The sequence below is a fragment of the Grimontia celer genome (assembly GCF_900055185.1).
Lineage (GTDB): Bacteria > Pseudomonadota > Gammaproteobacteria > Enterobacterales > Vibrionaceae > Enterovibrio > Enterovibrio celer.
Genome location: NZ_FIZX01000002.1, coordinates 1,067,333 through 1,080,435, shown reverse-complemented (window position 1 = coordinate 1,080,435; position 13,103 = coordinate 1,067,333). Strand labels below are relative to the sequence as shown.

12 protein-coding genes are annotated in these 13,103 nt (G+C 46.7%); 11 read left to right on the top strand and 1 reads right to left on the bottom strand.

Annotated features, from left to right (window positions below; translation table 11 throughout):
• Window positions 1–5 precede the first annotated feature (5 nt).
• Together GCE9029_RS15070 and GCE9029_RS15065 are read left to right on the top strand one after the other, a co-directional pair.
• Window positions 6–317, top strand: coding sequence for a GIY-YIG nuclease family protein (locus GCE9029_RS15070; RefSeq protein WP_062664343.1), 312 nt, complete (start codon window positions 6–8; stop codon window positions 315–317).
• A gap of 13 nt (window positions 318–330) precedes the next feature.
• Window positions 331–879, top strand: a complete 549-nt coding sequence (locus GCE9029_RS15065; protein WP_062664341.1) for a YaeQ family protein — start codon at window positions 331–333, stop codon at window positions 877–879.
• A gap of 35 nt (window positions 880–914) precedes the next feature.
• Here GCE9029_RS15065 and GCE9029_RS15060 read toward each other — a convergent pair whose 3' ends face one another.
• On the bottom strand, window positions 915–2,996 hold the full coding sequence (locus tag GCE9029_RS15060) for a putative bifunctional diguanylate cyclase/phosphodiesterase (protein ID WP_231870111.1): 2,082 nt from the start codon (window positions 2,994–2,996) through the stop codon (window positions 915–917).
• A gap of 678 nt (window positions 2,997–3,674) precedes the next feature.
• Here GCE9029_RS15060 and GCE9029_RS15055 point away from each other — a divergent pair.
• The 9 genes from GCE9029_RS15055 (at window position 3,675) to GCE9029_RS15015 (ending at window position 13,102) form a co-directional block, all read left to right on the top strand.
• Entirely contained in the window at window positions 3,675–5,198 is a 1,524-nt protein-coding gene (locus GCE9029_RS15055; protein ID WP_062664339.1) for an EAL domain-containing protein, read from the top strand.
• Between the two features lie 281 nt (window positions 5,199–5,479).
• Window positions 5,480–6,484 carry a peptide antibiotic transporter SbmA gene (gene sbmA, locus GCE9029_RS15050; protein WP_062664338.1) on the top strand — a complete coding sequence of 335 codons (1,005 nt, stop codon included), beginning with the start codon at window positions 5,480–5,482 and terminating at the stop codon, window positions 6,482–6,484.
• A 168-nt stretch (window positions 6,485–6,652) separates the two neighbouring features.
• Window positions 6,653–7,612 carry a YbgA family protein gene (locus GCE9029_RS15045; protein WP_062664337.1) on the top strand — a complete coding sequence of 320 codons (960 nt, stop codon included), beginning with the start codon at window positions 6,653–6,655 and terminating at the stop codon, window positions 7,610–7,612.
• Window positions 7,602–8,432, top strand: a complete 831-nt coding sequence (locus GCE9029_RS15040) for a MerR family transcriptional regulator (protein WP_062664336.1) — start codon at window positions 7,602–7,604, stop codon at window positions 8,430–8,432. The genes GCE9029_RS15045 and GCE9029_RS15040 overlap by 11 nt, the downstream gene beginning before the upstream one ends.
• 21 nt (window positions 8,433–8,453) lie before the next feature.
• Complete coding sequence (gene phrB / locus GCE9029_RS15035; protein ID WP_062664335.1) at window positions 8,454–9,905, top strand: deoxyribodipyrimidine photo-lyase; 1,452 nt, start codon at window positions 8,454–8,456, stop codon at window positions 9,903–9,905.
• Window positions 9,902–10,351: a nuclear transport factor 2 family protein gene (locus GCE9029_RS15030; protein ID WP_062664334.1), complete on the top strand. Its 450-nt coding sequence runs from the start codon at window positions 9,902–9,904 to the stop codon at window positions 10,349–10,351. The genes phrB and GCE9029_RS15030 overlap by 4 nt, the downstream gene beginning before the upstream one ends.
• Window positions 10,348–11,076 (top strand): SDR family NAD(P)-dependent oxidoreductase, encoded by a 729-nt coding sequence (locus tag GCE9029_RS15025; RefSeq protein WP_062664333.1) that lies wholly within the window; start codon window positions 10,348–10,350, stop codon window positions 11,074–11,076. The genes GCE9029_RS15030 and GCE9029_RS15025 overlap by 4 nt, the downstream gene beginning before the upstream one ends.
• A complete protein-coding gene (locus GCE9029_RS15020) occupies window positions 11,076–12,368 on the top strand; it encodes an NAD(P)/FAD-dependent oxidoreductase (RefSeq protein WP_062664331.1) in 1,293 nt (430 codons plus the stop codon). Before GCE9029_RS15025 ends, GCE9029_RS15020 begins: the two co-directional genes overlap by 1 nt.
• The gene (locus GCE9029_RS15015; protein ID WP_062664329.1) at window positions 12,365–13,102 is read left to right on the top strand and encodes a DUF1365 domain-containing protein; all 738 of its coding nucleotides are present in this window, start codon (window positions 12,365–12,367) and stop codon (window positions 13,100–13,102) included. Before GCE9029_RS15020 ends, GCE9029_RS15015 begins: the two co-directional genes overlap by 4 nt.
• Window position 13,103: the final 1 nt, after the last annotated feature.

The following is a 13,103-nucleotide window of genomic DNA, read 5'->3' as shown; positions in this document are numbered from 1 at the left end:
ACGTCATGACTTTGACTCCTTCCAACGACGTGCCGCTTTGGCACGTCTATCTCATTCGTGCGCGCGATAACTCTTTGTATTGTGGTGTTACCACTGATGTCATGCGTCGATTTGATGAGCACCAGCAAAACGGCACGAAAACTGCAAAGTACTTAAGAGGCAAACAGCCTCTTACACTAGCCTGGTCGTATGAGGTGGGAACGAAACAACAGGCGATGTCGCTGGAGTGGTATATCAAGCGGCTGACAAAAAGAGAAAAAGAACAACTTTGCAAAGACCCGGGCCGTATACAGGTCTTATTGAACGACAAATTTTAGAGTGGGTATAACCATGGCACTTAAAGCAACGGTGTATAAAGCCTCCATCAATGTGGCTGACATGTCGAGAAGCGTTTATCTCGACCATTCAGTAACGCTGGCGCAGCACCCGTCAGAAACTGAACAGCGCATGATGCTTCGTCTGCTTGCATGGACCATGTACGCCGATGAGCGTCTGCAATTTACAAAAGGACTGTGCGAAGATACAGAGCCAGAGCTCTGGATCAAAAACTACAGCGATGAAATTGAACTTTGGGTAGAGCTTGGCTTACCAGATGAAAAACGCTTGAAGAAAGCCTGTACTCAGGCGAAAGAAGTGGTGTTGTTTACCTATGATGACAATGCCGCGAGCGCCTGGAAGGCAAGCATGCTTAACAAACTGTTTCCGTTCAAGAACCTGACTGTGATTAACGTTATTGATGAAGTACTGGATGCAGCAGCGGCAGCAAGTAGCCGCACTATGGCGATTCAAGCGACTATCGAAGACGGACAAATTTGGTTCTCAGTAGGGGACTCGGTCATCGCGATTCAACCAGATGTCTGGAAAACTGCAGCCGCATAACCAGAATGCTTTGCAATTTGCGATAATCATGTCAATTAAGAAGCCGGGTATAAACGCCCGGCTCTTTGTTTCTTAAGCTCCATCATCAACTGCTCCGCAGTCATCGGCGCATAGTAATAATGGCCTTGTGCGAAGTTACATCCGATGTTTCGCAGTAATTCTTGTTGATCAATCGTTTCCACGCCTTCCGCAACCACTTTTAGCTGCAACAGGTTTGCCATGCTGACGACGGCCTGACATATCACCAAGTCATCTTTCGACTGTGGAAGATCTTTGATGAAACCGCGATCAATTTTAACTGTATTGACCGGGAAGTGTTTAAGATAAGCAAGCGATGAATAGCCTGTGCCAAAGTCATCGATCGCCAAGCTGATACCGGAGGTCGTTAGTCTGTTCAGTATGTGTTGGTTACGCTCAAGATTCTCAATGAAGACTTGCTCTGTCAGCTCAATCTGAACGCGCGAAGGCGGAATGTCGTAACGGGTAACGGAGCGAATGACATAGTCTGCCAGATAACCGTCCTGGAACTCATGGCCAGACACATTGATAGCTATACATTTGGGCGCGCAACGCTCGTCCAACATGTGTGAGTAGTGTTTGAGGGCGGTATCCACCACCCAATGGCCCAGTCGCTGCATTAAACCGGTTTCTTCTGCCGTTTTGATAATGATATCTGTACTTATAGCGGCACCACTTTTCGCTTCCCATCTAACCAGTGCTTCAACGCCAACAATCTGTCGCGTGCGCAAATCGACCTGAGGCTGAAAATAGAGCTCCAATTCGTCGTTGTTTATTGCTTTGCGAATGGCGCGTTCGAGTTCTTTCTTGTGATTAAGCTGATCCTGCATGGTTTGGTTGTAGGCCACGACTTTCCGGTTACCCAGCGCTCGGGCTTTATTGGCGGCAGTATCAGCATGGCGAACCATATTTTCTGCGCGAAGGTCATTACTGTAGCGGTAGGCAATACCAATAGCACAACTGGTAAGAATGTCGTTGTCTTCAATGTAGAACTCTTCTTCCAGGCACATGCGCAGCTGGTTGGCCTGCATTTCTGCTTCTAACTGAGACATACCCGCGCAAGCGACCATAAATTGATCATGGCTCGTTCTGGCAAGAATAGCGTGCGGTGGCAGGACGGTTTTGAAACGTTTAGCCGCCTCGAACACCAACTGGTCCGCAACCACATGGCCATACATATCATTAATCTCACGCAGCTTATCCAAAGATAGACACATGAGCACGATGTCCTGTTCCGAGCATAGGGCACGGTCGAGATAGGTTTGTAGCGCAAAACGGTTAGGTAAATGGGTTTGAGGATCATGGTTAGCCGTGAATTGAAGCTGAGCTTCCACTTCACGACGTTGAATGATCTCTTTCTTCAATTTGTAGACTGTTTTCGACTCTGCGCGACGACCAATAATATTGACTTCAAGGAGATAAAGCGAAATAGCAACAAGTATCGTCACCACGAGTCCTGCAAGGAAAATCAGCATGGGTAGAGAGAAGTACACCTGATCAGACTCAGGCCGCTGCCAAACCGTCAGTTGCCATTGCCCATTGAGTGAAGAGAGTTCCACAGTGTTCAACATGGCACCGCTGAAGTCGGGTAACTCTCCAATAAATGGAGAGACGCCATCGCTTAGCACCAGTTGTTGTTCAGGGCGGAGAAACTCGACCGAAATGGCCTCAATCATTTGTTTGATGTTATAGCTGGCACCCAAATAACCAGCGACCCGACCATCGAAGAAAACAGGGTGAAGCATTTCGATAGAAATAGCGCCATTGGGTGCGACTCTTACATCTGAAGTAGAGAGTTTGGAAAGCACAGGGATGCTGGTAAATCTAACGGATGGAGCAATTTGCCATGCGCTTTCCATAGGTTTAGGAACAAAGTATGCCGGCGTGGTGTACAGAACCTTCTGGTCTTGGTCTTGCCAATAGACGCCTGAGAAAAATGGAAAGGTCCGCTCGATCCCTGTTGTCGCTGTTTGCCAGGTGTTTTCGTTTATCTCGCCTTTGTTCTGAAGGTTATTGGCAAGCCAAACAAGAAAATAGGCTTCTTTTTGCAAGTTAACTTCAATCGCTCTCTGAACGCGGTTTACTTCCACACTTAACATTTGGTTTTGGAGATCTATCTGTCGGGATAGGGCACTTTTATAAAGTGTAAAAGTCGAAATCAGGATAACCACGCACACCACGACGATGCCCAACAGTGATAAAAATCTTGGGGCATTGGAATCGGCGGTGGTGATGTTCTCAGAAAGAGGCGGTATTGACGGCAAATTCAAACCTTATATATGAGTCATGTGTCTCTTAAAAAAGTCTATGACATATGCGCCAGATCGCAACGCTGATTGGAACAAAAATCCCAGAAATTCAAAACCTCGGCGTCGTTTCAAATACTTTGAAAAATGAAATTTTTTACGTCTCAAAAATGAAAAATGTTGTCGACATTAAAACGCGAGATCTCGCCTAGTCAATGCGAGTCATGTCTTTAGCTTTGTGAAAGTGTCGAAGAATGGAGAAAAAGTAAGGTTACTGGGGGATTTCTGCTGAAGACGGTTGATATGGAGAATTCCACCACAATCATCTAAACAGTGGAATTAAACGCCATGAAACCGCTTTATTTCTGAAAAATAGGGATTAATTCATAGTTTGTCTAACAAAACGATGCATCGTAGGCGCTATTCAAGGGGATGAGATTAATTTTGAATTAGTCTCGTATTTTTACAAAGATCGCATTGCTATTTGTCCTATCCTTAGAAGCAATGATTTGGGATTCAACAGGAGCCGCGGTGGATTGGCTCAGAAAACACATTAAAGCGCTATCAATTATTTTTGTTTCTGTTCTTTTTGCTTACTTTTCTCAGTTTGCCGTTTCTAACTGGCTGGTTAAGAAAAAGATAAAGGAAGACGTTTCAGTGCTCTCACAGCTCTACTCTGAACTCTATCGCCAGAGTTTTGAGCAGATGCGCGTACTCGAAGCAAACCTGCTTTATCAGTGTGACATTGATGATGTTGAGTTGATGAGTGAGGTAAAAAACGAAAACCTTTTCATTGAATACGTCGACCTTCATCTACCTAGCGGTCGATCTTGCTCGATTTACAATAGTGATAAGGCCGGTCGCGAAATGGTCACTTTTGCACCGGAAGACGAAATTGTGTTCAACAAAGTCTCGTTGATTCTGAGTGACCACCAGTTTGAAGAGATGCGCCTTCGCAATGAGCAAGGCTTGCTCCGCTTCATATTTCAACAGCCGCGCAATTTCCTTTCCAACTGCGAGCAGTGCCTTTACATGGTGGTGAAGGTGAATGGGAAGGAAATATCCCTTTACCAGCGAAATGATTTGCCATATCGCCAGGTTCATAGCGGAGAGCTTGATGGTGACATCAATGTCAGCTTGTACATTAATGAGGACGGGGTTGAGTACCTTGTCGGGGATCTAGTCATTTTGTTTTCAGCTTTAGTGACGTTATTCGGCGTATTAGTCGCGGTTGGGGTAGAGCTCAACCAATCAGAGCGTAAAGGTCTCACTGGCTTATTAAATGAAGCTATTGAATCCAACGCGCTTAAACCGTTTTATCAACCCATCGTTATGCCAGACGGAAGTGGCTATAAAATTGTGGGAGCGGAAGTGTTGGTTCGTTGGCAGGCGAGTCACGGAGAATATATTCCGCCGGACACCTTCATCCCGCTCGCCGAGCAAAATGGCTCCATTGACCGGATTACTGATCAGCTGATAGATAACGTTTTAGCGCATATGAACGATATCAGTGTCCCGCAGGGATTCTTCGTCAGCGTGAATGTCTCTCCAAGTTATCTCGAAAAATTTGATACTGCAGACAAAATCTTAACCAAGATGGAGGAGGCAGGCTTAGATCCGCACTTGTTGTCCCTTGAAATCACAGAGCGCACTAAATTTGGTGACTTGAACAAAGCGGCCGTATGTATCGAAGCGCTAACGGATAGAGGTATCTCTATCAAGCTCGACGACTGCGGGACTGGATACGGCGCTTTTTCTTATCTTCATGTCCTGAATATCGACACCATTAAGATTGACCGTATGTTCGTTGACGGGATCGGTTTGGAAGACTTTAAAAACACCATTCTTGATTCAATCCTCGCTTTTGCACGTGAGTCAAAACTTCATGTGGTGGCGGAAGGCATCGAAACCAAAGTGCAAGCAGACTATCTCATCAAGTCGGGCGTTGAGATGTTGCAAGGTTCCTATTTCGGAGATCCAGTACCTTTTGAGGTGTTCCGCAAGCTTGTTGATAGCGATGACCTTATTGACACTCAGAACGTGGCGCTTCAATAACCTCTTCTGATTGCGGTCTGAACGGCCGCAATTTGTTCACTTAGATCACACAATTTGGCAAGGTGTGAACTCAATCAATAAATTTCCTTTGAAGTGATAGAATAATCAATTAGATCAATTTCTTATCTTTTCGTAAATCAGCCGACTAATGACTAGACTTGAAATATTCTGCTTGGAAAGACGTTCATTTTATTGACCTCTGACAGATTAGGTCGAGGGGAGAGAAACTCTTTAGTGTTTAGGCACTCAAAGAGTCACACAGAGTTTTAGGAAGTGTTTTTATGTTTAAATCTTTTTTTCTGGATAGACGCTGGTTTCACTGGTCGATTTTAGGCTCCGCACTCATTCTCTACGTGACCTGGTACAAAGTGGAACTGGATGTTCAGATTAATGAATGGTTCGGCTCGTTTTACAACTTGATCCAAAAAGCGCTCGCAGAGCCAAATACGGTTGAGTTCAATGAATTCCTTGCTTCCTGCCTCGATTTCCTGACTATCGCAACCATCTATATTGTGGTTGCCGTAATCTTGGAATTCTTTATCCGCCACTACGTGTTTAGGTGGCGGACCGCGATGAACGATTACTATGTCTCTCACTGGAGCAAAATTCGCCATATCGAAGGTGCATCTCAGCGTATCCAGGAAGATACCATGCGCTTTGCGCGCATTGTTGAGTCGCTGGGTGTCAGTTTTATGCGCTCCATTATGACACTTTTTGCGTTCCTCCCTATCCTTTGGGTGCTTAGTGAAAACATCACAGAATTACCTTGGATTGGTGAAGTTTCACGCTCACTGGTTTATATCGCAATTCTGTCGGCGTTGTTTGGCACTGTGCTGCTGGCAATTGTGGGGATAAAACTGCCGGGATTGGAGTTTAAGAACCAAAAAGTCGAAGCGGCTTACCGCAAAGAATTGGTATACGGTGAAGACCATGAAGACCGTGCTGAACCAGAAACGCTAAAAGAGCTCTTCTTTAATGTTAGACGTAACTACTTCAACTTATACCGCCACTACTTGTACTTTGATATCGCCAAGTGGTCGTATCTGCAGGGAACAGTCATCGTGCCATACATTGCATTGGGACCTACCATCGTCTCAGGTGCTGTCACTCTGGGTGTGCTTCAGCAAATCATCCGTGCATTTGGCAAGGTTGAGGATTCTTTCCAGTTTCTTGTGAATTCTTGGTCAACAATTGTTGAGTTGATGTCCATCTACAAGCGTTTAAAAGGCTTCGAAGAACAAATTGATTTGGCAATTGAAGCAGAGCAGTCCGCTGCTGCTGATTAACCGCTGAAAGCCACGTTTATAAGCGCCTCTTCTAGCTTGGAAGGGGCGTTTTTTTATGCACTGCGCAAATTTATCACCTTGTACATAAAAAAATATTTGTACAAGAGTGATCCTTTCATATGCTTAAGTTGTACAAATAATAAAACCTGTACAACAAGGAGCAGCATCATGACTATCAAACTTGGCGTTAGCGCATGTGTAATTGGCGATAAAGTTCGCTTTGACAGTGGACATAAGCGCAGCCACTTCGTGGCGACAGAGCTTGAGCCTTTCGTAGAGTTTGTACCCGTTTGCCCGGAAGTGAGCATCGGATTGCCTGTTCCACGTCCTACCATCCGTCTGCTTGACCGTGGAGAGCCAATTGGGGTGCGTTTGGTAGAGACCAAAGATGCTGACGCAGACCATACAGCGAAGATGGTCGAGTTCAGCAAGAAGAAAGCGGAACACTTAGCTGGTATGGAACTGTGCGGTTATGTTGTTTGTGCTAAGTCTCCAACCTGCGGTATGGAACGAGTGAAGGTATACCGTGAAAACGGATATGTGGCTTCGGAGAAGATTGGCGTTGGTCTCTACACACAGCAGCTGATGGAACGCATGCCTTGGCTGCCAATAGAAGAAGATGGTCGACTCAATGATCCCGTGCTCAAAGAAAACTTTGTCTTTCGTATATTTGCATTGCGTGACTTCTACGATTCAATGGCAGAGGGAATCAGCCGACGCGCTATCGTAGAATTCCACTCACGCTACAAGCTTGTTTTGATGGCACATTGTCCAACCGAGTATAAGGAGCTTGGAAAGTTTGTTGCCGACATTGCAAATCACGATATCGACGAGTTCTTCGCTGAGTACCGTACCCGTTTTATGCAGGCCATTGCCAAACGCGCCACCCGCAAAAATAACACGAATGTGTTAATGCATCTCCAAGGCTACTTCAAGCGCGCACTCGATAAGCAACAGAAAGCCGAGCTTGCTGACTTAATCCATGCTTACCGCAAAGGCACGATGCCGCTTCTGGCACCGTTAACGCTTATCAATCATCACCTTAACCAAAATCCGGATGCTTATCTGCAACAACAATGCTACCTGCATCCTTATCCGGATAGTCTGAGATTACGTTATGGACTCTAAAGAAAAATTGCTATCCATAGGCGAAGTGTCAGAACGCACCGGGGTGAATTCCGTCACCCTACGTGCCTGGCAACGTCGCTATGGCTTAATCACTCCCCAGAGGACACCTAAAGGGCATCGACTCTACTCGGAACAAGATGTTTTACACATTCAGGAAATCCTTTCCTGGCTTGATAAAGGCGTTCCTGTAAGCCAAGTCAAAGAGTTACTGGGAACAAGCTCAGGGCATGTTGAGAATGTCCAGAATCTACCCGAATGGGAAAATTTAAAGGCCCTTGTGATGAGTTTCGACGTGAAGGCATTAGAAGCGCGCCTTTATGAACTCACCAAAAATTATCCTATTCATGTACTCGAATCAAAATTGTTTGAGCCGTTAACCGATTGGTTCGATAAACAAAGCTCAGAAGCTGGAGTCTTGTGCGCGCAAATTTGGCGCGCGGAGTTAAACAACGTGCTGGTGCATTGCTTGCACATGAACAAGAAAGCAAAAGGTAAAGACAAATGCTGGATAGTCAGCGTCAGCCGAGATCAAAGCTATCGCTTTTACCTTAAAGCACTGTTGTTACAGTCTGAAGGTTACGCTGTCACAACATTGGGTGGTGTAGGGTCAGGCTTATCTATCCTGTGCAGCAGCCTGGTAGACAAAGGTGTGAAGCGATTTGTGATTCACTCTGACCAGGCTTTCACACTGGCTTTGAGACGAGAAATCGCTGAGCTGATGGTTTCAGCTCCGATTGAGATAGAGATATCCGGTGAATCAACGAAGATTCACCCAGAACTTGCTTTGGCAAGCGTCAGCGCTGCCAACAGAACGCAATAAAACATGTAAGGGAGCATGAGGATGAAGCTGGTTTGGTTCAGGAGAGACCTCAGGATTAAAGACAATATCGCTTTGACGGAAGCCTGTCGAAGTGGTGAACCTGTGATGGCTATTTATTACGAAACGCCGGTTCAGTGGCGTTCACATAGAATGGCACCCATTCAGGCTGATCTCATTCGCCGTCGCCTTGTTGTGCTTCAACAAGAGCTGGAGGCGCTGAACATTCCCTTGTTGGTTCGTTCGGTTGACACGTTCAGAGACGTCAACCAGTCTCTGGCACAGCTTTGCCAGCAATACCAGATCGCCGATATCTACTGCACAAGGGATTACGAGTCTGATGAAGTAAACCGCGATAACTCTATCGCTGGCATGCTCAGTTTAACGGGGACGCTACTTCATCGATTCGACTACAAGTGTATCTTTGCACCTGGAGCCATCACTAATGGTGCTGGAAATACATATCGGGTTTTCACGCCTTTCAAAAAGGCTTGGATTGCTCGCGCAACGCAAGAAAACTTATCTCCTCTAAGTGCGCCTGAACCCGTGCAAACCAATACCATCACTTCATCTCTTTTACGTCAGCCATTCAGTATTTCTCTGCGGTACCCGCAAAGAGACTCGGTGGGGTGGCCAATCGACGACAGTGCCATCATTCAGAGACTGCGTGATTTCTGCAGATATCGCGTTGATCAGTATGAATCGACACGTGATTTTCCGGCGATTCCAGCAACCAGCCAACTGTCCCCTTATCTCGCTATTGGTGCAGTGTCGCCGCGTCAGTGTCTGGCTCGTTTGTTGGTTGAAGAGCCTAACTGCTTTGATAAAAGCTCAGGCGGTGCCAACGTTTGGCTTTCTGAATTGGTGTGGCGTGAGTTCTACCAACATATCGTTGCTGCGTACGTTGATATCAGCAAGGGCAAGGCGTTCCTTGAATGGACAGACTCCATTGAATGGAACCGCGACGAGATCTTGTTTGAACGTTGGAAACAGGGGCGAACTGGCTATCCAATCGTAGATGCCGCCATGCGTCAGTTGAATGATACCGGCTGGATGCACAACCGCCTTCGTATGATAGTCGCCAGCTTCTTGGTGAAAGACCTTCACATCGATTGGCGGTGGGGCGAGCAGTATTTTATGTGCAAGCTGATTGATGGTGATTTTGCAGCAAATAATGGCGGATGGCAGTGGTCTGCATCTGTAGGCACTGATGCCCAACCTTATTTTCGTGTGTTTAATCCCACTGCGCAGAGTAAGAAATTTGATCCTAACGTGCGTTTCATTCGTAGATGGTTGAAAGAATTAGAGTCTGTTCCGGACAAGTCACTTCACGAACCCCATGTTTGGGCAGAGAAAAACGGAATAGAGCTCTCCTATCCCAAACCGGTTGTTGACCACAAAACGGCGAGGGAAAAAGCCATCCAAATGTTCGAGATGGCAAAGAGCTATCAGAACACGCATAGGGCCGAATCATGATGCAAACAGCAGCCACATCTCAAAATGACGCATTGGACCGTTTCATTACCGTCTACACGTCGCTGCGCAAGGACAACTTGAACACGCTGGATGAAATATACAGCGAAGATGTCGTGTTTGAAGACCCAGCTCATCGCATCGAGGGGTATGACAATCTCTCTCGTTACTTCGAATCCATGTACACCAACGTTACTGATTGTCGCTTCAACATTCATGACCATGCGGTGAATGGAGACGTCGCTTTTATTAGTTGGACGATGACGCTGTCCCATCCAAAGCTAGAAGGCGGTGCAGAAAGGGCGGTCAACGGTTGCACGCGTCTCGTGCTCAAAGAAGGGCGCGTGGTTCTTCATCGCGACTATTTTGACCTTGGCGAAATGCTTTATGAAGCGCTTCCCGTATTGGGCTCAGCCGTTCGAATGATTAAAAAGAGGTTGGGTCAATGAAGCGGGTACTCATTACAGGTGCAACATCAGGTATCGGTCTGCAACTGGCGAAGGATTATTCTGCTGAAGGCTGGCACGTCACAGCCTGTGGTCGCAATGTGCTGACCTTACAATCCTGGGCGGAAGGCCGTGACAACGTCACAGTGTTAAGTTTCGACGCCACAGATACTGAGGCGACGAAAGCGGCATTAGTGCAAGAAGATATGGCCTACGACTTAGTTATTCTGAACGCTGGCACCTGTGAGTATATTGACCACGGCGAGATTGATGTCTCCCTGTTCAAACGCGTTTTCGACATCAACCTGTTTGGTGTTTTGAACTGTATTGAAGCTCTCCAAGGTGGGTTTCAGCATGGAACACACTTGGCTCTAATGGGCTCTACTGCTGCTTACTTGGGCTTGCCAAGGGCAGAAGCTTATGGCGCTTCAAAGGCGGCAATCTCGTACCTGGCACGTTCACTTTCGGTTGATTTAGAAAGTAAAGGGGTGACCGTGTCACTTATTTCTCCGGGCTTTGTCAAAACGCCACTCACTGATAAAAATGATTTCGCTATGCCGATGCTGGTGACGCCAGAAGAGGCGTCTTCAGCAATTCGACAGGGCTTAGATAAAAAGAAAGTGGAAGTGCACTTCCCCAAGAGGTTCAGTTACTTCCTCAAGTTCCTATCCTCACTGCCTATGGCAATGCAACTCGCGCTGGTAAGAAAAATAACAAGGAAAGCATAATGAAAATTGCAATTATCGGCTCAGGTATTTCAGGCCTGACATGTGCGCACTATCTGCATAAAGAGCATGACATCACGTTGTTTGAATACAACGACTACATCGGTGGTCATACTGCCACGGTGGATGTTGAAGTTGCCAGTGGTCAGTATGCTATCGATACAGGATTCATCGTTTTCAATGACCGCACGTACCCGAACTTTCAGCGTCTGATGGCTGACATCGGCATTGGCGCGCAAGAAACTGAAATGAGTTTCAGTGTTCACAACGACGATAATGGCTTGGAATACAACGGCCACAGTGTTGCTTCTTTGTTTGCACAGAAGCGAAACCTGCTTAACCCAAAGTTCTACAAGTTCATCTCGGAAATTCTTCGATTCAACAAAGAAGCACGTGAGGCTTATGCCGTTTCAACCCATGGTGATCCGCTTATCGAGCAGACATTGGGTGATTTCCTCACGCGTCGCAAGTTCAGCGATTATTTTTGCCAGAACTACATCCTGCCAATGGGCGCTGCAATCTGGTCTTCTACGCTGTCAGACATGCGTGCATTCCCGTTGAAGTTTTTCCTTCGCTTTTTTGCCAACCACGGCTTGCTTGAAGTGGCAAACCGTCCGCAATGGTATGTCATTCCGGGCGGCTCTCGCCAGTACGTCCGTAAGATGGTGCCAGCATTTGAAGATTGCATTCGTCTTAACGCCCGAGTTAAACAGGTTCTTCGTTACCACGACCGCGTTGTGGTGGAGTCTGAGAAGGGCGAAGAGTATTTCGATAAGGTGATTTTTGCTTGCCACAGTGACCAAGCGCTTTCGCTGTTGGCTGACCCCTCTAAACACGAAACTGAGGTGCTGGGAGATATCGATTACCAAGACAACGATGTTGTTTTGCATACGGATGAGAAAATGCTGCCAGAGCGCAAGGCCGCTTGGGCGAGCTGGAACTACCATCTGGGCAAAAACGATGGCCGAGAATCTCGACCAGCAGCGCTGACTTACAACATGAACATTCTTCAGGGCATCAAGTCGCCTGAAACGTTCTGCGTAACACTCAATCAAACAGACAGCATCGACGAGTCCAAGGTACTGAGAAAATTCGTTTATGCACACCCAGTGTTCGACCAAAAATGTATCGCTGCACAGAAGAAGCGTGAACTGGTATCGGGCATCAATAATACCTGGTTCTGCGGTGCATACTGGTACAACGGTTTCCACGAAGACGGTGTTCGTAGCGCGCTTGACGTTGTCGCGGGTATCAACAGCAACGTTGAGCCAATGCCACTTCGGAGCGCGTCATGAACGGCGACTCACTCAGTGGCCTATTTGTCGGCAGTGTCCGTCACCGCCGCTTCACGCCCGTAGAACATGTGTTTTCTTATCCTATGTTTATGCCATTGATTGACTTGGATGAAGTCGATGAACTCACCAAATCTGTCAGAGGTTTCACTACCAAAAAGTGGGGAATGGCTTCGTTCCACAGACCTGACTATATGGAAGGTCGCGAAGACACCAAGCAAGCGGTACAGGATAAGATTTTTGCACTGACGGGGAAACGTTATAACGGAAAGGTACTGGCGCTTTGTCACCTGCGTTACTTTGGTCTGTATTTCAGTCCCGTGAATTTCTATTACCTCTACGACGATGAAGGCAATTGGACTTACATGCTTGCAGAGGTCAGCAATACGCCTTGGAATCAACGGCATTATTATGCCGTTCCAGCTGGTAAACATTGGGAAAACAACAAAGCATTCCATGTTTCTCCCTTTAATCCAATCGATCAAAAGTACGTTTGGAAGCTGCGTCCTGTCGACAAGACGGCTTTTGTCCATCTCGAAACACATCGGGAAGGCAGAGAGTTCGATGCAACGCTTGCTATGAAGAAGAACCCGTTTACTTCCTCTGAGCTCACCAAACTTATCGTAAAAACGCCCGTGATGACGGTAAAGGTCGTGTTTTCGATCTACTGGCAATCGCTAAAACTCTGGATAAAAGGCGCGCCATTTTACGGTCATCCTGAACAGGCAAAGGAGTAAT

What these genes read in the sequence shown, in the direction of transcription:
- GCE9029_RS15045 (WP_062664337.1), top strand. Translation starts at nt 6,653, where the DNA reads ATGACTATCAAACTTGGCGTTAGCGCATGTGTAATTGGCGATAAAGTT.
- GCE9029_RS15020 (WP_062664331.1), top strand. Translation starts at nt 11,076, where the DNA reads ATGAAAATTGCAATTATCGGCTCAGGTATTTCAGGCCTGACATGTGCG.
- GCE9029_RS15015 (WP_062664329.1), top strand. Translation starts at nt 12,365, where the DNA reads ATGAACGGCGACTCACTCAGTGGCCTATTTGTCGGCAGTGTCCGTCAC.
- sbmA (WP_062664338.1), top strand. Translation starts at nt 5,480, where the DNA reads ATGTTTAAATCTTTTTTTCTGGATAGACGCTGGTTTCACTGGTCGATT.
- GCE9029_RS15030 (WP_062664334.1), top strand. Translation starts at nt 9,902, where the DNA reads ATGATGCAAACAGCAGCCACATCTCAAAATGACGCATTGGACCGTTTC.
- GCE9029_RS15065 (WP_062664341.1), top strand. Translation starts at nt 331, where the DNA reads ATGGCACTTAAAGCAACGGTGTATAAAGCCTCCATCAATGTGGCTGAC.
- GCE9029_RS15040 (WP_062664336.1), top strand. Translation starts at nt 7,602, where the DNA reads ATGGACTCTAAAGAAAAATTGCTATCCATAGGCGAAGTGTCAGAACGC.
- phrB (WP_062664335.1), top strand. Translation starts at nt 8,454, where the DNA reads ATGAAGCTGGTTTGGTTCAGGAGAGACCTCAGGATTAAAGACAATATC.
- GCE9029_RS15025 (WP_062664333.1), top strand. Translation starts at nt 10,348, where the DNA reads ATGAAGCGGGTACTCATTACAGGTGCAACATCAGGTATCGGTCTGCAA.
- GCE9029_RS15060 (WP_231870111.1), bottom strand. Translation starts at nt 2,996, where the DNA reads ATGTTAAGTGTGGAAGTAAACCGCGTTCAGAGAGCGATTGAAGTTAAC.
- GCE9029_RS15070 (WP_062664343.1), top strand. Translation starts at nt 6, where the DNA reads ATGACTTTGACTCCTTCCAACGACGTGCCGCTTTGGCACGTCTATCTC.